This is a genomic window from Alcanivorax sp. (assembly GCF_040119285.1).
Classification (GTDB): domain Bacteria; phylum Pseudomonadota; class Gammaproteobacteria; order Pseudomonadales; family Alcanivoracaceae; genus Alcanivorax.
The window spans coordinates 285,880-304,436 of the sequence record NZ_JBEDTY010000032.1 but is presented as its reverse complement, the minus strand read 5'-3'; the positions used below and the strand labels follow the sequence as shown (position 1 = coordinate 304,436).

At 53.7% G+C, this 18,557-nt stretch carries 15 protein-coding genes and 2 tRNA genes; 7 read left to right on the top strand and 10 right to left on the bottom strand.

What is annotated here, in order from left to right; all coding sequences use genetic code 11:
• Positions 1-119: 119 nt before the first annotated feature.
• From ABNH10_RS10840 to ABNH10_RS10825, 4 genes are all read left to right on the top strand, one after another.
• Complete coding sequence (locus ABNH10_RS10840; protein ID WP_349385940.1) at positions 120-2,489, top strand: fatty acid cis/trans isomerase; 2,370 nt, start codon at positions 120-122, stop codon at positions 2,487-2,489.
• Positions 2,490-2,867: 378 nt separating this feature from the next.
• Entirely contained in the window at positions 2,868-4,175 is a 1,308-nt protein-coding gene (locus ABNH10_RS10835) for an acyl-CoA dehydrogenase family protein (protein ID WP_349385939.1), read from the top strand.
• Positions 4,176-4,189: 14 nt separating this feature from the next.
• Positions 4,190-5,395 (top strand): acyl-CoA dehydrogenase family protein, encoded by a 1,206-nt coding sequence (locus tag ABNH10_RS10830; protein WP_349385938.1) that lies wholly within the window; start codon positions 4,190-4,192, stop codon positions 5,393-5,395.
• Between the two features lie 414 nt (positions 5,396-5,809).
• The gene (locus ABNH10_RS10825; protein ID WP_349385937.1) at positions 5,810-7,288 is read left to right on the top strand and encodes an AbgT family transporter; all 1,479 of its coding nucleotides are present in this window, start codon (positions 5,810-5,812) and stop codon (positions 7,286-7,288) included.
• Between the two features lie 54 nt (positions 7,289-7,342).
• Here ABNH10_RS10825 and ABNH10_RS10820 read toward each other — a convergent pair whose 3' ends face one another.
• The 7 genes from ABNH10_RS10820 to ABNH10_RS10790 form a co-directional block, all read right to left on the bottom strand.
• Positions 7,343-7,711, bottom strand: a complete 369-nt coding sequence (locus ABNH10_RS10820) for a DUF4870 domain-containing protein (RefSeq protein ID WP_349385936.1) — start codon at positions 7,709-7,711, stop codon at positions 7,343-7,345.
• Between the two features lie 46 nt (positions 7,712-7,757).
• A complete protein-coding gene (gene queF, locus ABNH10_RS10815; RefSeq protein ID WP_349385935.1) occupies positions 7,758-8,582 on the bottom strand; it encodes an NADPH-dependent 7-cyano-7-deazaguanine reductase QueF in 825 nt (274 codons plus the stop codon).
• Between the two features lie 74 nt (positions 8,583-8,656).
• Positions 8,657-9,430 (bottom strand): ABC transporter permease, encoded by a 774-nt coding sequence (locus tag ABNH10_RS10810; protein WP_349385934.1) that lies wholly within the window; start codon positions 9,428-9,430, stop codon positions 8,657-8,659.
• Positions 9,427-10,371: an ABC transporter ATP-binding protein gene (locus ABNH10_RS10805; RefSeq protein ID WP_349385933.1), complete on the bottom strand. Its 945-nt coding sequence runs from the start codon at positions 10,369-10,371 to the stop codon at positions 9,427-9,429. The genes ABNH10_RS10810 and ABNH10_RS10805 overlap by 4 nt, the downstream gene beginning before the upstream one ends.
• A 42-nt stretch (positions 10,372-10,413) precedes the next feature.
• Positions 10,414-11,079 (bottom strand): histidine phosphatase family protein, encoded by a 666-nt coding sequence (locus ABNH10_RS10800; protein ID WP_349385932.1) that lies wholly within the window; start codon positions 11,077-11,079, stop codon positions 10,414-10,416.
• 264 nt (positions 11,080-11,343) lie between these two features.
• A tRNA-Gly gene (locus ABNH10_RS10795) sits at positions 11,344-11,419 on the bottom strand.
• Positions 11,420-11,453: 34 nt separating this feature from the next.
• Positions 11,454-11,529: transfer RNA gene (locus ABNH10_RS10790), tRNA-Glu, on the bottom strand.
• Positions 11,530-11,715: 186 nt separating this feature from the next.
• Between ABNH10_RS10790 and ABNH10_RS10785 the strand changes: the two genes are divergently transcribed.
• Positions 11,716-12,369, top strand: a complete 654-nt coding sequence (locus ABNH10_RS10785) for a glutathione S-transferase family protein (RefSeq protein ID WP_349385931.1) — start codon at positions 11,716-11,718, stop codon at positions 12,367-12,369.
• Between the two features lie 137 nt (positions 12,370-12,506).
• On the opposite strand, the gene ABNH10_RS10780 is transcribed toward ABNH10_RS10785, so the two are convergent.
• Positions 12,507-13,568: a porin gene (locus ABNH10_RS10780; RefSeq protein ID WP_349385930.1), complete on the bottom strand. Its 1,062-nt coding sequence runs from the start codon at positions 13,566-13,568 to the stop codon at positions 12,507-12,509.
• Positions 13,569-14,074: 506 nt separating this feature from the next.
• Between ABNH10_RS10780 and ABNH10_RS10775 the strand changes: the two genes are divergently transcribed.
• Positions 14,075-14,404: a hypothetical protein gene (locus ABNH10_RS10775; RefSeq protein WP_349385929.1), complete on the top strand. Its 330-nt coding sequence runs from the start codon at positions 14,075-14,077 to the stop codon at positions 14,402-14,404.
• Positions 14,405-14,728: 324 nt separating this feature from the next.
• Here the strand turns inward: ABNH10_RS10775 and ABNH10_RS10770 are convergent, their stop codons facing one another.
• Positions 14,729-15,040 carry a helix-turn-helix domain-containing protein gene (locus ABNH10_RS10770; RefSeq protein WP_349385928.1) on the bottom strand — a complete coding sequence of 104 codons (312 nt, stop codon included), beginning with the start codon at positions 15,038-15,040 and terminating at the stop codon, positions 14,729-14,731.
• A gap of 124 nt (positions 15,041-15,164) precedes the next feature.
• Here ABNH10_RS10770 and ABNH10_RS10765 point away from each other — a divergent pair, with 124 nt between their 5' ends.
• A complete protein-coding gene (locus ABNH10_RS10765) occupies positions 15,165-16,418 on the top strand; it encodes an NADH:flavin oxidoreductase/NADH oxidase family protein (protein WP_349385927.1) in 1,254 nt (417 codons plus the stop codon).
• A 102-nt stretch (positions 16,419-16,520) separates the two neighbouring features.
• On the opposite strand, the gene ABNH10_RS10760 is transcribed toward ABNH10_RS10765, so the two are convergent.
• Positions 16,521-18,539, bottom strand: a complete 2,019-nt coding sequence (locus ABNH10_RS10760) for an oxidoreductase (RefSeq protein ID WP_349385926.1) — start codon at positions 18,537-18,539, stop codon at positions 16,521-16,523.
• Between the last annotated feature and the right edge of the window lie 18 nt (positions 18,540-18,557).

Here is an 18,557-nt window from a genome sequence, read left to right as displayed (position 1 = left end):
TTCTAACAGCCAATTTTCGGCCTTTTACAAAACAACAGATCCTAAAAAGGGGGGCCAGCCATGGCCGGCTCTGTCTGCTCCCGCTACACTGTCAATCCGTTATAGGGAGACTGGGGTATATGAAAAACAATTGGCATTCACATGGAACCTTTTCACTAGGGATATTGTTCTTTTTGCTTTGCGCTCTGTCTCTGTCCGCGCCGGTTTCCAGTGCCCCGCTCCCTCCCGAGTACCTCACCAATACGTCACCTAATTACCATGACGATATTCGCCCAATCTTCGAAAACAAGTGCCTGGCCTGCCACGGCTGTTATGACGCCCCCTGCCAACTGAAGCTAGAAGCGGTCGAAGGCCTGGACCGGGGCGCCAGCAAGAAAAATGTTTATGACGGCACACGCAATCAGACCGTCGACCCCACGCGCTTGTTCAAGGATGCACAAACCACTGCTCAATGGCGTGACAAGGGCTTCTATTCTGTCATCGACAGTACCTCTGGCATGCAAGCCTCCCTGCTGTATCAAATGCTGGAGCTGGGCAAAAGACACACCTTCAACCCCAATGAAAAGCTTCCCGAGGATATTGCCCTGGGTCTGAGCCGACAAAACCAATGCCCCGCTCCAGATGAATTTAACGACTACGCTGATGACCGCCCCATGGAAGGGATGCCGCTGGCGGTGACTGGCCTTACTAACAACGAATTTGCCACCATCCGCCAGTGGCTGGAGCAAGGCGCCTCCTTTAAACCGCAAGTAATCACCCCTACCGCCGAAGAGCAACAGCTGATTGACGACTGGGAAGCTTTTCTCAACCAGAGTGATCCAAAGCATCAACTGGTGGCTCGCTGGCTATACGAACACCTGTTTCTTGCCCACCTGTACCTTGATAAAGGTACAGACAGCAAGCCCGCACATTTTTTCAAACTGCGGCGCTCTAGCACCCCTCCAGGGAAACCCATTAAGCCGGTAGCCACAGATCGCCCCAATGACATGCCACCGGAAAATTTCTGGTACCGTATTGCACCTGTGCCCGGTACCTTGGTACACAAAACACACATTACCTTTGGCTTAGCCAAGGACAAGCTGGCTCGTACCAAAAAGCATTTCTTTAGCACCGATTGGGAAGTGAAAGAACTACCGGGCTATGGCTATGAACAACGCGCCAATCCCTTCGTTACCTTTTCCGATATTCCAGCCCGCGCTCGCTATCAGTTTATGCTCGATGAAGCCGAATATTTTGTTCGCACCTTTATTCGCGGCCCGGTTTGCCGCGGCCAAGTGGCCACTGACGTGATCCGCGACCAATTCTGGACCGTGTTTCAGGATCCAGATCAGGATCTCTACATCACCGAAGAAAATTACCGTGCCCAGGTTAGCGACCTGTTGGGTTTACCAGGTCAGGATGATGACTTGCTGGCACTGGGTCCCCAATGGCTTAAGTACAGTGAAAAACGTAATAATTATCTCAAAGCCCGCAAACAAGCTTACGCTGATAACGAACCCCAAGGCCCGGGTTGGGATTCGTTATGGGACGGCGATGGTAATAATCGCAATGCGCTGCTGACCATTTTTCGTCATCACGATAACTCTTCCGTACGCAAAGGGCTGATCGGCGACCTGCCTTTAACCACCTGGGTGATGGATTACCCGTTGTTCGAGCGCAGCTATTACAACCTTGTGGTGAACTTCAATGTTTTCGGGTCCGTGTCTCATCAGGCACAAACGCGCCTCTACTTTGATTTGATTCGTAATGGCGCAGAACAAAACGCGCTCCGCTACCTCCCGGCGACACTGCGCCAACCTGTACTAGCCAACTGGTATCAAAACACCGGGAAACTGCGGTTGGCGGTCAGTTATGAATCCGTAGATACCGATCTGCCTACACAAATCCAGTTCGACACCAGCACCCCCATGAACGAGTTTAACGATAATCTACTGGTTAAATTTGCCAAACTAAATGCCCGCCCAGACCCGATAAACCGTTGCGACGGTGAAAACTGCCAACGGCCCAATGTTTCTGCCTGGAAACAGGAGGCAGACCACATCCTCAGCAGCATCTCTTCACGGCGCGCGGCCAACCTGAAAGCCGTCAATTTCATGCCGGAAGTCAGCATGATCCACGTAAGGGGCAGCAAGGGTGAACAGGAAATTTATTCCTTGTTCCGAAACCGGGCACACACCAATGTCGCGTTTATGATGGGAGAGTCCCTGCGCTACCAACCGCCACTGGACACCTTAACTCTGTATCCCGGCGTCTTGGCCAGCTATCCCAACTTCATGTTCCTAGTACAAGAAGATCAGCTGCAGGCTTTCGTTAGTCAAATGCAAGCAGTGAAAACGGAGAAGGAATTCACCAAGCTGGTGGACGCCTACGGTATTCGCCGCACACACCCTGAGTTTTGGCAATACTTCCATGCGCTGGACCAGTATCTGGAAAAACACGAGCCAACCCAGGCTGCTATTCTCGATATGAACCGGTACGAAAACCTTTGAAAACAGCATCAGCAACAACAAACGACCACGCGGGAGGGATAGGTGCCATAAGGCAACTGCCCTCTGCGTGGAATTGGGTTGAAAGTGACACGTTGATCAGCAGAATCTTTTCCACTGAAAAAAGACAGAGTGCAGGGCTTGCCCAGCAACCTCTACCGTAAACGCTTTTTGCTTTTTCTCTTCAAAACAACAGAGCCAATGTGGTTCGCTACTATTCTGTCCCTTACCTCCCATACCCTCTAACCCTGCCAATGACTAGGCCTGTGGCGCCGCGCGGTTGCCACTATGCCCGGCCAGTCAGTCACACTGGTCAATGTGACTCTGCACCATCTCTCCATAATTGAGTGCAATCCATAGACGTAACAATGAGGTTTCACCATGGCGAAAAATGCAGTGGGGTATGCGCTAACCGCGCTTAACCGCCTGGCCAGCTCGGAAGTACTCGACAAGATCGGCATGCGTAAAAGCGTCGAGTGGCTTGCCTACACCCTGACCAAGAGCGGTTTTCACGTTCTTACCACCACCGCCCGTGCATTCAAATCCGGCAATACAGGCAACAAGCCTGAGCGCCTTACTGCGCCCGGCCATACCCATGACCTGTTTGATCTTGGTGTTACCGATGAACAACAGATGATCCGCGACAGCGTCCAGAGCTTTGCCATGGCCGTGCTGCGCGAACAGGCCGAGCACGCAGATACGGAGCAACAAACCAGTGATGAGGTGATGACCCAGGCGCAGGAACTGGGGCTGAACTACTTCGCGGTACCGCAAGCGCTGGGGGGCGCAGCCACAGAGAAATCCACCCTTACCAGCATGCTGCTGGCAGAAGACCTGGCCCACGGTGACATGGGCCAGGCGGTAGCGATTCTTGCCCCCATGGGCGTGGCCAATGCCCTGACCCAGTGGGGCACCGCGCAGCAACAAGGCAAGTATCTGAGCAGCTTCGCTGCAGAAAATCCGCCCAAAGCCACCATTGCTGTATGCGAGCCGCGTCCCTTGTTCGATCCAATGGTGCTGGCCACCACCGCGCGCAAGGATGGCAGCGACTACATTCTTAACGGGGAGAAATCTCTGGTGCCATTAGCGGCTGAAGCGGAAATCTTCCTCATCGCGGCACAAACCGATAACGGCCCAGCGGTGTTCATTGTAGAAGGTGGCAACGACGGGCTCACCGCCGGCGACGACCCCTCCATGGGCATCCGCGCCAGCAGCCAACGCCCACTGAAACTGGACGAGGTCCGCATCCCGGCAGCCAACCGTTTGGGCAGCGACGATTTTGATTATCGCGCTTTTGTGGATCTGGGCACCCTGGCCTGGTGTGCCATGGCCATTGGCACGAGCCAGGCGGTACTCGATTACGTGGGCCCTTACTGCAACGAACGCACCGCCTTTGGCGAACCCATCAGCCACCGTCAATCGGTGGCATTCATGATCGCCGATATGGCCATCGAATTAGATGCCATGCGCATGCTCACCTACCGCGCGGCCAGCCGTGCCGAACAGGGCAAAAGCTTCCAGCGAGAAACCCACCTGGCTCGCACTCTGGTAAAAGATAAAGCCATGAAAATCGGTACCGACGGCGTGCAGCTGCTCGGTGGCCACGGTTTCACTAAAGAGTACCCGGTGGAACGCTGGTATCGGGATCTGCGTGCTGTTGGGGTCGCTTTCGGCGGCCTGCACCTGTAAGGAGGGAGACAACCATGAATATTGAAATTCCCAAGAAGTTTAAACCCCTGATTAACAATGCCTATCAGGTAGCTCAAAGCACCCTCCGTCCACTATCGCGCAAGTATGATCGCGGGGAGCACAAATATCCAAAGGAGCTGGATATGCTCGCCTCGATACTGGATGGCTTCAACGAAGGTGACCCAGCCAACTCCGCCGGCGCGGCCACCACCGGTAGTGGCAAGGTTCAAGATGACAGCAGCGTCAAAAATGGCGCGAACATGGTCGTATGCTTGGGCGCCATGGAAATGTGCTACGGCGATACCGGTTTTCTGTTGGCCATGCCCCGCCAAGGGCTGGGTAACGCGGCCATTGCAGCTGTCGCCAATGACGAGCAACTGGATCGTTTCAAAGGCAAGTGGGCCGCCATGGCCATCACCGAGCCCGGCTGCGGCTCCGACTCGGCGGCTATTCGCACCACCGCTAAAAAAGACGGCGATCACTATATTCTCAATGGTGAGAAGATTTTTGTGACCTCCGGTGAACGCGCCGACTGTGTGGTGGTGTGGGCCTCCCTGGACCCGAAACTGGGCCGCGCGGCGATCAAGTCTTTCGTGGTGGACTGGGGCACCCCGGGCATGGAGCTGGCACGCCTTGAGAAAAAGCTTGGCATCCGTGCTTCCGATACTGCAGCGATCAACTTTGTCGACTGTCGGGTACCTGCGGAGAATCTGCTTGGCTCCCCGGAGATCGACACCAAGAAAGGTTTCGCCGGTGTCATGGAGACCTTCGACAACACACGCCCGCTGGTGGCCGCCATGGCGGTTGGTTGTGCCAAGGCCTCTCTGGAGCGTATCAAGGAGTTGCTCAACGACAACATCACCTACGACTACGGCAAACCCGTAGACAACTGCTCTGCCGTGGAAGCGGAAATCTACAAGATGGAAGCTGACTGGGAAGCCGCTTATTGGCTGGCGGTGAAAGCCGCCTGGATGGCCGACAACAAGAAAGCCAACACCCTGGAAGCCTCCATCTCCAAAGCCAAGGCCGGGCGGGTTGGTAACGCCATCACACTGCGCTGTGTAGAGCTGGCTGGCAGCCTTGGCTACACCGAAGACGAACTTCTGGAGAAGTGGGCCCGTGATTCAAAGATTCTGGATATTTTTGAAGGCACCCAACAGATTCAGCAACTGGTTATCGCTCGCCGTGTGCTGGGGCTTAATTCCAAAGAGTTGAAGTAGCGTTTCAGGAGTGATACTCCCCGATAAGAAAATGCATCAAGAATTTCCGGGAAAGCGGCTTTGATCTTGAAAAAGAAATCGCCGCTATCCCGGCATCAATGACCACTCTCTTGATAACTGATAACTATCATCTTGGTCCCCCCCCCTGACTACCACCGGCACTCAAATATTGCTTTGCAAACCAACAAAACGTAACAGCGGCTCTAATGGCTTGTCTTGAGACTGTCGTATCAGTGAATCGCACCGTCTTCGGGCTGTCCTATCGCGCCCCATAATTTTAAAAAAATCATTGGATGCCGGTGTCCAATCGTTCCCTCATAACTTGCACAAGCTTTGGCTGCATGACTCGCCACCACTTGCCCCCCATTGGCTCAACTGGCTAAAGTAAGTGGTTCATTTTGAGGAACCTCAACCATGAACCCTCCCCACGGCTGGCTGTCTCGGCTTGAGCAACTGGGCAACCGACTGCCCCACCCCACCTTGCTGTTTGTCTGGTTCTGCTTGCTGCTGCTTCCTCTCACGGTCGTGCTGGGGGCGCTGGACGTAACCGCAGTCCACCCACTCACCGATGAAACCATTACCGCCCGTTCACTCCTGGACGGAGAAGGGTTGCGCTATATATTCACTAGTCTGGTGGGTAACTTCACAGGCTTTGCTCCTCTGGGCGTAGTACTGGTCGCTATGCTGGGGCTGGGCGTGGCCGAACAGTCGGGCCTTCTCTCGGTTAGCCTGACCAGCCTGGTACGACGCGCCTCCGGCGGCGCCTTGGTATTCACTGTTGCCTTTGCTGGGGTGCTCTCCAGTTTGACCGTGGATGCTGGCTACGTGGTGCTGATTCCACTGGCTGGACTAGTGTTTCAGCTGGCCGGCCGCTCGCCCATTGCCGGCATCGCCACCGCCTTTGCGGCGGTTTCTGGTGGTTTCAGTGCCAACCTGCTGGTGGGCCCGGTGGACGCCACCCTCGCCGGGCTCTCAACAGAAGCGGCACACATCATCGACCCGGACCGCGCGGTAGCGGCCACTGGCAACTATTGGTTTATCATCGCCTCCACTTTTCTGGTGACCGGGCTAGTCACTCTAGTCACTCGCAAGCTCACTGAACCCCGGCTGGCCCAGGCCAATACCGCGACAGACGCTTCAGTGGACGTGCCCCAAATCCATTCCCGCGCCATGAAGTGGACCGGCCTGACACTGGCAATCCTGCTGGCAGGGCTAGCGTTACTGGTATTGCCGGACGGTGCACCACTGCGCCATCCGGATACCGGCAGCGTGCTGGGCTCGCCGTTTATTCATGGTCTGGTGGTCATCGTAGCCTTGATTGCGGGTATCAGCGGTGCGGTTTATGGCAGGGTCAGCGGGCAGTTCCGCAATAGTGGAGCGGTTATCACTGCCATGGAAGTCACCATGGCTTCCATGGCTGGCTACCTGGTATTGATGTTTTTCGCCGCGCAATTTGTCGCCTGGTTTAACTACAGTCAGCTGGGCCTGCTATTGGCGGTGAAAGGCGCCGCCTGGCTCGGTGCACTGACCGTGCCCAAGGTAGTTCTGTTATTACTGTTTGTGATGCTCACAGCACTGATCAACCTGATGATCGGCAGCGCCTCGGCCAAGTGGTCAATCCTGGCACCGGTCTTTATCCCCATGCTGATGTTACTGGGCATTTCTCCCGAGGCCAGCCAGGCGGCCTATCGAGTGGGCGATTCCAGTACCAATATCATCACTCCACTGATGCCTTATTTTGTGCTGGTGTTGGGTTTCGCTCGCCGTTATCAGCCGGAGACGGGCATCGGCACCCTCGTTGCACTGATGCTGCCCTACAGCCTGACATTACTACTGGGTTGGTCGGTGTTATTAGGGGTATGGATTGGGTTTGGCTGGCCTTTGGGGCCCTGAAGCAGCTACAAAAAACCGCGCCCGAAGGGTGCGGTTTTTTGTAGCTCGTAGCTATTATTTAATCAACCGAATCGTCAGCGGGTAGCGGTAGTACTCTCCACCATTGGCTTTTATCGCAGCAACGATAGTCATCACCAACCAGAAAAGACCAATGATCGGCAGCAGGAAGGCGCCGATAACAACGAAAGTGAGCAGGAAGGCGACAAAACCTGCAATGGAAATGGTGATATTGAAATTCAATGCTTCCTTGCCCTGGTCATCGACGAAGCCACTATCGTCTTTTTTAATCAACCAGATCACCAATGGACCCAGAATATTGCCGAACGGAAACACCATACCGACAAATGCCAACAGGTGGCATGCCAGTCCAAGGCTCCGCTCTTCCTGCTTGGCCAGGCCGTTGCTGTTATTTCCTTCGCTCATTTAAAGACTCCTTCTTGTTGAAAAATAGAACCCGTCATCATCCTTGCTACTGACGAGTAGTGCGACGGTTGGGGAGGGGTTGTTCGCTGTTGGAGCGAAACGGGTTGATGTCAATTCCGCCGCGGCGAGTAAACCGACCGTACACGGTCAAATGACGCGGAGAGCACTGGGCCATCAGGTCCACAAAGACCTGCTCGATAATCTGTTCGTGAAAGCCCTGATGGTTACGCAGCGACACCACATAGCGTAAAAAACTGGCCGAGCTAATAGCGCGGCCGGTGTAGCGGATCACCACTGTCGCCCAATCTGGCTGGTCGGTGACAGGGCAATGGCTACGCAACAAATGGGAATACAGCTGGCCAGTCTGTTCGGGACCCTGATCGCACAACAGCAAATCAGGCCGGTATTCGTAATGCTCGAAGGTCAGATCAATATTGTCCACGCAATCGCCGCGATCTTCCCACACAGGGAAACCTGCCGACTCCTGCAGCGAATACAGTAATACCTCAATGTTGCCCCCCACTGTTTGCGCCACATCCTTCTCAATAGCAGCACGCACCGCATCACGGCTTTCAAAGCGAGTATTGGCGAATGAATTCAGATACAGCTTGAGGGATTTGGACTCGACAATGTTCGGGGTTGTACAAGGAACACGCAGTTCGCACATGGCCACAATGGGCTTGCCCTTTTCATTGAGCCAGGACAATTCATAGGCATTCCAGATATCCGTGCCGTGAAAGGGCAGTGTAGTGTCTTCCAATTCCAGGTTCTCGCGCGCATCCCAGCGCGGCACAGGACACAACAGCGAAGGCATGTATTCATCAACATACTCGCTGGAGCGACCCAACGGCGTTTCCTTAAGATAGCTCATGATAACCTCTTGAGATCCCGTCAATAGCACGTTAACTGGCTACTGAAAAGCATAGCTAAATTCAGCGCCATTGGTTAGTGCCGAATACCGGTTCCTCGATGCAGCAACCATAACGCAAATAAGTAGAAAGCGATCACGAATGCCAGAATCGCCCCCAAAGAGGCGTACACATTCACATCACTGACCCCTAGCACCCCATAACGAAAAGCATTAACCATATACACGATGGGGTTCGCCAGGCTCACGGTGCGCCAGAACTCGGGTAGAAGATCAATGGAGTAAAACACCCCACCCAGATAGGTCAACGGCGTCAGGATAAAAGTCGGCACAATGGAAATATCGTCAAACTTAGTGGCAAAGGTGGCATTGATGAAACCGCCCAGCGCAAACAATGCAGCAGTAAGCACCACCACCGTGACAGTAATCACCCAATGCTGCATGGACAATTTCGTAAAGAACAAGCTCAGCAAGCTAACAATCAAGCCGACCAACATGCCACGTACCATACCGCCGACAATGTAGCCATTAAGAATCACATGGGACGGCATTGGCGATACCAACATCTCTTCAATCGAATGCTGGAACTTGGTAGAAAAGAAGGAGCTCACCACATTGCCGTAACTATTCTGAATTACGCTCATCATGATCAAGCCGGGGACGATATACTGCATGTAATCGAAACCGCCCATTTCGCCAATACGGCTGCCAATGAGGTTGCCGAAAATCACGAAATACAGCGTCATGGTGATCGCCGGTGGCAGTAATGTCTGCGGCCAGATACGGGTAAAACGTCGAATTTCCTTGGTTACCAGCGTGAGGAATGCGATCCACTGCTCGCGTGCGCTCATGGTGCTTGCTCCCCTGGCAGATTCTGTTCAACCAACCGCACAAACAATTCTTCCAGTCGGTTCGCCTTGTTACGCATGCTCATTACTTCAAAATTCTGCCGGGCCAATTCCGCAAACAGCGTATTCAGACTTTCGCTTTTCGGCACCGCCACCTCCAGGGTTTTGGCATCACGCAGTGACACCTCAAAACCGTCCAACTGTGGGGCCTGCGTAACGGGCCGAGCCAGATCAAGAATAAAGGTTTCTACCTGCAATTGTTCCAGTAGGGATTTCATGTCGGTGTTTTCGGCGATAACACCATGGTCAATAATGGCAATATGCCGACACAAGGATTCCGCTTCTTCCAGATAATGTGTCGTCAGAATGATCGTTTTACCTTGTTCATTCAGCTTAGTCAGAAAGTCCCACATCGATCGGCGCAGTTCGATGTCCACACCAGCGGTCGGTTCGTCCAGAATCAACAACTCCGGCTCGTGAACCAGGGCCCGGGCAATCATCAAGCGACGTTTCATGCCCCCCGAGAGAGTACGAGATTGCTTGTCACGCTTGTCCCACAGACCCAGCTGACGCAAATACTTTTCTGTCCGCTCCCGGGCCAGCGGGGCCGGAATACCGTAGAATCCGGCCTGGGTCACCACAATATCGAACACTTTCTCGAACTGGTTGAAATTAAATTCTTGGGGCACTACGCCGATCTGCTTCTTGGCTAGGGACCGCTGAGTATCCAGGGAATAACCAAAAATACTCACATCCCCGGCGGATTTATTCACCAAGGAGCTGATCACGCCAATGGTGGTTGACTTGCCGGCCCCATTGGGGCCCAGTAAAGCAAAGAAATCACCCTTCTTTACTTCAAGATCAATACCTTTAAGCGCTTGCACGCCATTAGCATACGTTTTGGTTAAATTGCGAATTGTCAGTGCGGACAAGGCACACCTCATCAGAAATCGGTACACAGAAAAAGAACGGATTAAGGAATGTAGTTACAACGCACGGTGGCCGTGATCACCACGCCATATCCAATGGAGCTGACCGCCGCTGAACCACAGCCACAGCCCTTCCATCATCCAAGGCCAGTCGTCCTCGGTAATCCGTCGGTGCCCGTGCAGCTCCGCCACCAGCACGGCCAGAATGGTGTCATGAGTCACGTGCACATTGAGGTGCCCGGGAGCGGGTTCACGCTCGATCAGGTAACGCGCCAGCTTTGAGCGCCCTTCAGTCGGGGACAGCATGCCCTCGAAGGGTTGCTGTAGGTGCTGGTTAAGGAATTTGAACGCGCCCATTTGCAAGAACGTGGGGCCAATCTGGTTCAGATCTTCAACATAACAGCCTGGCTCCACCAGAGTGGTATCGGTGGTGATTTCTGGAATCACCTCAAGCAGACCAGCTTTGCGAGCCCCTTCAGCCATGGCTTTCGCGGTGTTCACACAACGCGCCACCGGGCTGGAAAAGAACGCATCCACCGGACGTGCCAACCGGCCACCCCATTCCCGAGCCATATCGACACCTTCCGGCGTCAGGGGCAGGCGATAATCCGCAAAACCGTTTTTGGCTAATTCACGCACGGAGTGGCGCGTCAGCAAATGAACGGGCTTATCCTGTGGTAACAGGTTGAGGGCTTCCAGCAATCGCGGGTGTAGGCGCGCCATAGTCTCTTCACTTTCAGTCAAGCCTTAGTGTACGGAGCGCCGTAGCGAAAGCAAACAATGAGCGAAAATTTAGAACCACACGTGGAAGGCAGCCGGCTAGCAATGTGGGATTTAAATCGACACAAATCGCCAGCAACCCGTCTCTCACAAAACCATGTCAACCGGGCACGCAGCACTATTAGCCTGAATTATTGCGTGTTGCAGATCCCTGCTATAGCGGCGTAGCGGCATAAAAAAAGGGACCCGCTTGGGTCCCTTTTTATCTGGAGCGGGAAACGAGATTCGAACTCGCGACCCCGACCTTGGCAAGGTCGTGCTCTACCAACTGAGCTATTCCCGCTTAACTGCTTGCCAGCTAACTACTAGCGAATTAGTGGCGTCCCCTAGGGGAGTCGAACCCCTGTTACCGCCGTGAAAGGGCGGTGTCCTGGGCCACTAGACGAAGGGGACCCGGGCTTGACGTGGCACGTCAAAGCGGCGCGTAGAATAGGTATCTGCCGGGCAATCGTCAAGGAAAAAATTTGTCGTAGAGCGGCATTGACCTAAAAAAGTCATGCTGCTCTAGTAATGGCACGCTATAACTATGCCGATTTCATCAAAATTGGCGAAAAAACATCCATTTATCGGGAGAAACGCATGTCCATCAAGCTGTACGGGGCCGCTCTGTCACCTTTCGTTCGCAAAACCCGGGTCGCCCTGGCGCTGAAAGGGATCGAATTCGAAGCCGTTCATATCGATCCCAACGACCCGCCGGAGGGCTACGAAAAAATTAGCCCCATGAAGCGTATCCCTGCACTGGAAGTGGATGGTCAATTTCTGGCCGACTCTGCAGCGATTTGTGCCTGGATGGATAAAATTCAGCCGGAGCCGGCACTCTACCCCAGCGATGCCATGGAAATGGGCCAAGTCATCTGGTTGGAACGTTTCATTGATTATGACCTCGCCATGCGATGTACCTTCGCCGTGTTCCGTAATCGCATTGTCATGCGACTGCTCGGCAAGGACTGTGATGAGGAGAAAGTCCAGCATGCGCTGAGCACGACTATCCCTCCCCTGTTTGTCTATCTGGAAAAGACACTGAAAGACCGGGAGTTTCTAGTGGGCGAGAGCATGACCGTTGCCGACATTGCTCTAGCAAGCCAAATGGTGAACTTCCGCCATGCTGGCGAACAGGTAGACCCCGCCACTTACCCTAATCTATCCGCACACATTGAGCGCATGCACGCGCTACCGCCCTTTGCCCAAGCCATTAAGAATGAATCAGGCTTTGTTCAAAAAGTCTTGGGGTGAACATAACTGACAGCTGCGCGTATCGGCATGCCTGCGTTTGAAAGCAAAGAGGCCGCACCCAAACCACGGGCGCGGCCAGCGCTTTTATGTGAGACTTCGAAGAGCCGTTTGGCGCAATCGTAATCTTCCCGCACGAGCTAGAACGTGTGGATCATGCCCAAGGAAAACGCAGAGCCTGATTCGTCCACGTCGAACAGCGGGCCATTTGGATCGTCGTAGTCGGTTTCTGAAATTGAAGCCAAGCCATAAACAATGGTTTGGTTACCCAGTTTATAATCAGCACCGAAGGTCAAGGTTTGGATATCCAGATCCAACTCACTGCTATCGAGCATGCCGACTTGGCCTTTCAAGGCGATACGTTCTGATAACCCAAAGCGACCACTGAGAAGGTAAGACATCACATCCCCCCCCTCGCCAGCCACCGGATCAAAGTCGCTTTGCTCTACTATCCCCCCAAACTGCAGGTTATTCGCAAAATTTATGCCGAATGAACCTCGCCAAGTTTGAATATCACCACCGATCCGAACCGGGGCAGGAACGTCAAAGTCAATTTGCGTATACCCGCTTTCATACGCCAAAGCAGCATATAAGACATCGGCTTGGTAGGTAACAGAAAGCCCCCAGGTGTCGGTCAAACCCTCTTTGGTGTCTGTCTGGCCAGCAGCGCTGATGGACTCACCTTCTCCCGGGGCTACTTGAGCCCGCATTACAAAGCCGCCCAAATCCATACTTTCCCAGTTCAAACTGTTGCTGTTACGACGCTGGCCCAGCAACACGGCATCCAAGTCCGCCAGAGTATCATTGAACTGGTCAATCTTTCCTTCCGCCAGCTTCACCACGCTGTCATAACGGCCAGCAAAGATCTTGCCCATTGGTGTGTCCAAACCAAGAAAACTATTACGCGTAGTAAAGGTAGAGTCGTCGTCCCCATCCGCGTCGTAACCTGCTTCGATCTGATAAATCAAGGAAAGACTATCGTTATACAATAGCTCTTCACCTTTTAGTCCCAACCGGGAGTTATTACTGGAAACATCCCAGGCGTCGGACAGGTCATCTTGACTCAGTACCAAAGCGGCCTCCGGATAATCATTGGTTTTATCCACACTCAGATTCATTTTTCCGTAAAAGAGGGGGGCGGCCATGGCACCCACAGGTAGCACCGAGGCGGCAACAGAGGCCACAAGCAAGATTTTTTTCACGTTAATTCCCCGTTCAAAATGTCGTTCGCAAAATCATAGCGACTATATGACTGTTTTATGTCACCAACAAGGAAAGGCAGCCCAAGACGACAGGCACCACGTGCCACGAAGTGATGAGGGCAGAGGCCCCGGAGGCAGGGGCTCTGCCTCCAGAGCAACGTCATATTTAAGCAGCACATCAATGCTGTTTTGAACACTACAAGCAGGATAGGGACATTTTTTAAAATCACTTTTTTTGATATCAAGCTCCCACAGTGAATGGGTCAATCCCAGGCTTTTCTGTGGGCCGATTCGCCCTATAAACCGGCGTCCCCTCAGCTTTATTCCCTACTGCATAAAGAGACATAGCCATGATGTTGGCATGCCATCAAGTGTGTAAGTATCGAAGACTCACAGACCACAATAAAAACATTACACCGGGTTACAGCTTGGCCGCGATTAAATAACCGATTCAGTGGTGATAGCGCAGTAAGGTGGAGTGGGAAAGTAAAACGGAAGGGAATCAGATGTCAGCACTCAAACACATAATTATGAGTCTCGGACTGGCTAGCTGCATAATGCCGGGCAGTGGCGCCCAAGCCAACCAGCAAGCCACCGTAATCATCAGTCAGAACTGTGACTACATGCTACTGAACTCCAGTAAAGGCATGGTGCTAGTTAAACAACTCGACGGCATTACACCCCAGCAAGGGGACACACTGCTGGGTGAATTCACCGCCGGGGATTTCAGCAGCCTGCAGAACAATCGTAATAAGGATTCCATGCAGGTCTGGGTCGATACCGTGGATCCTCGCAGCAGCAAAGCATTGAGCCAGTATGGCCGCTATTGCACTTGATCAACGTGGCTTCAATCGCGAAGTGCAACACCAAGCAAATGGGGTAGAGGGGAAGGTGTGGTATTACGCGGCCCCCCTCTGACGCGGATTTTTTGTTCACCGTTTATCGCTCGGTGCGCACCCTAAACGGTGTTTCTGCAGCGGCTCCGTAGAGTAGAAAAGGTCGAGCTTGCGGCTTTGTGTTTTCCTTATCGACTTGAGCGCAACTCGTAGCTCACCATCCCCGCATCACAAAACAGCAAAGCAACAAGAAAAAACCGCAACCCCAAAGCGCCCACGGATCCGCTGCCATTTCGTGTTCTTGTGCGGGGTACCTTTATATTTCTAAAAATGCGCCAACCGACTTTGCATGATCGACTCCGCATGGCAGAACCGGCGGCGGTTTTCGCGCTCAACCCGGATCAAACCCGTAACCGATAATTCGCGGACATGATAAGATAACGTTGACGCACCAATATTCAATCGTTGCATAAAACCCGCAAAGGCACAGCCTGCCTGCACCATGGTACGGTCCGCCTGACCATGCCGCCGACGATGATCCACAATAACCTGATAGATCCGTAACCGATTAGGGTTCGACAGGACACGAGAGGCTGCAGCAAGCTGAGCCGCCGTCACTGTGTCTTCCTGTGCCAAAACCCACGCCTTCCGAGAGAAACAGTTTGACGAGTATAAAACCAAATTATAGTTTGACCACCACCAAACTATACCGTTGCGGCAAACCTTGCCGGCACAGTTAGTCACCACCGGAGAAAACATTGTGAGCCACGCTGATACCCTGAGTCAGACGCTGATGTTGCCCTGCGGCGTCACCCTACCCAACCGCTTCGGCAAATCCGCTATGAGCGAAGCTCTGGGCACTATCGATAATCATGTTACCTCGGAACTGGAGCGTCTCTATGCCCGTTGGGCACAGGGCGGCACCGGCCTGAACATTACCGGGAACATCATGATTGATCGTCGCCATACCGGTGAGCCAAACAATGTGGTGGTGGAGAATGAGCGGGACATGCCACTACTGAAACGTTGGGCTGAGGCAGGCAAATCTCAGGGCGGTGCTATCTGGGTGCAACTGAATCATCCCGGCAAGCAAATCCCCCGTATGCTGGCCAGTGGCGATACCTTATCTCCTTCTGCCGTACCCTTTGGCAAGGAATTGAAAAGCGCCTTTAAAACTCCCCGCGCGCTGACTGAAGAAGAAATTCAGGACATCATCCAACGTTTTGCCCGCACCGCCAGCATCTGTAAGAAAGCCGGTTTCACCGGCGTACAAATTCACGGTGCCCATGGTTACTTGGTAAGCCAATTCCTGTCCGGCCACCATAACCGTCGCACAGACCAATGGGGCGGCTCATTGGAAAATCGCATGCGCTTCCCACTGGAAATCTATCGCGCTATTCGTAAGGAGGTGGGTGAGGGCTACCCGGTAAGCATCAAGCTCAACTCCGCCGATTTTCAGCGCGGGGGCTTCAGCGAAGAAGAATCCATGACCGTAGCCAAAACCCTCGCGGATGAAGGCCTGGACCTGCTGGAAATTTCCGGCGGCAACTACGAAAACCCGGTCATGGCAGGCGCCAAAGGCGTGCGCGAAAGCACCGTCAACCGGGAAGCCTACTTCCTCGATTACGCCAATGAAATTCGCAAGCGGGTTTCCGTTCCGCTGATGGTTACCGGAGGCTTCCGCTCGGCCAAAGCCATGGCCGAAGCCGTAAATAGTGGCGCGACCGACGTCATCGGCATTGCTCGTCCTCTAGCCGTTGAACCCGACCTACCCAACGCCATTCAAGCTGGCCGAGAAGGTGTTGTCAGCCGTGTCAGCCCGCGTAAAACCGGCATTAAAGCCATTGATGAAATGGCCATGATGGAAGTTTCCTGGTATACCCGTCAGCTACACCGCATGGGTGCCGGGAAAGAGCCCAAACCAAACGAAAGCGTATTACTCGCCCTGTTCAAGGTTATCGCAACCATGGGGGTTGGCAGCTTCAAGACGCGTCGGCTACGGGCCAACAGCTGAACAGACAGCTGCAAGAAAATGATCCGTATGCTGGCGCACATTTTTTATCAACCGCTGATATGAAAAGCCCCGAAAATCGGGGCTTTTCATATTCCTTTCCACTTACAGCTTCGCAGCCACTTCCGCGCCTTGCTTTATTGCGCGTTTGGCATCCAGTTCAGCGGCCAAATCCGCACCACCAATCAAGTGGAAGTTGCTGCTGTCTTCCTTGTACAACTCTCGCAATGATTCTTGGCCGGCACACAGAATGACGTTATCCACGTCGAGCACTCGACTTTCTTCACCGATCTTGATGTGCAGGCCCGCATCATCAATTTTTTCGTAGCGGCAGTTCTTCAGCATTTCCACGTTACGGGATTTCAGTGTGGCACGGTGCACCCACCCAGAGGTTTTGCCCAGATCTTTACCCAACGGCGTAGGCTTGCGCTGCAGCAGGGAAATCTGGCGTGCCGGCTTTTCAGGGGCGGGTTCAACCAGGCCACCAGCAGTGTCGCCGGCCATGTCCACGCCCCATTCTTTCATCCATTCCGGTAACGGCTGCTCGCCTTCACGGGGATGTTCGGCCAGAAATTCAGACACATCGAAACCGATACCGCCGGCACCGATGACTGCCACTTTTTCACCCACTTTGGCTTTGCCACGCAATACATCCACATAAGACAACACCTTGGGATGATCCACACCAGGGATACCCGGCGTACGCGGCAGCACACCGGTGGCAATAACAATTTCGTCAAAGCCTGCCGCTTCCAGATCGGCGATTTCCACCCGGGTGTTCAACTTCGTGGTAACACCGGTGCTTTCCAGCTTTTTGCTGAAATAACGGATGGTGTTGTGAAATTCTTCTTTACCCGGAACCACCTTGGCCATATTGAACTGGCCACCGATTTCCCCCGCCTGATCAAACAACGTCACCGCATGGCCACGCTCTGCCGCCACCGTGGCACACGACAAGCCCGCCGGGCCAGCACCGATGACGGCAATTTTTTTCGGCTTTGCCGTTTTAAGGTACAACAACTCTGTTTCATGGCAGGCACGGGGGTTTACCAGGCAGGAAGCCCGCTTGAGCTGGAACGTATGGTCAAGGCATGCTTGGTTACAGGCGATGCAGGTATTGATCTCATCCGCCTTGCCTTGCTCGGTTTTCTTGACGAAATCCGGGTCCGCCAGCAATGGGCGCGCCATGGACACGGCATCTGCCTGGCCAGCGACCAAAATCGCTTCTGCCACATCCGGGTCATTAATGCGATTGGAGGCCACCACCGGAATCGAGACCACCTCTTTCACTTGCCGTGTCGCTTCCACAAAGGCGGCGCGGGGAACAGACGTGACGATGGTGGGCACGCGTGCTTCGTGCCAGCCAATACCGGAATTGAGTAAGCTTGCACCCGCCGCTTCCACTTCCTTGGCCAGCGCTAACACTTCTTCTCGGGTCGCCCCGTCCGGCACAAGATCGACTACGGAAATACGGAACATCACAATGAAATCGTCACCGCATTGCTTGCGTACTTCACGAACAATTTCCACCGGGAAACGGCGACGGTTTTCGGCACTGCCACCGTATTTGTCAGTACGTTTATTAGTACACGGCGCAGTGAATTGATTAATCAAATAGCCTTCGGAGCCCATGATTTCCACACCGTCATAGCCGGCTTTCTTGGCCAGCAATGCCGTGTGAGCAAAATCCTTGACCGTCTGCTCCACCTCCTTTGTGGACATGGCCTTGGGCTTGAAAGGGTTGATCGGGCTTTTGATCGCCGAAGCCGAACGGGAGAACGGATGATAGCTATACCGGCCTGCATGGAGAATTTGCAGGGCAATTTTGCCTCCTTCCTGGTGTACCGCATCGGTCACCTTGCGGTGATTACGTACATCGAAGCGGCTGTTGAACAACCCGGCAAATGGATAGAACCACGCTTTTTTGTTGGGGTTAAAACCGCCCGTCACGATCAAGCCAACCCCCCCGCGGGCCCGCTCGGCAAAATAGGCCGCCAGCTTGGGGAACTGCCAAAAACGGTCTTCAAGACCCGTATGCATAGACCCCATGATCACCCGATTCTTGATTTGGGTATGCCCCAGATCCAGCGGGGAAAGCAGATTGGAATAGCGGTTGGCTGTCATGGTGTTGTCTCCAAAGGC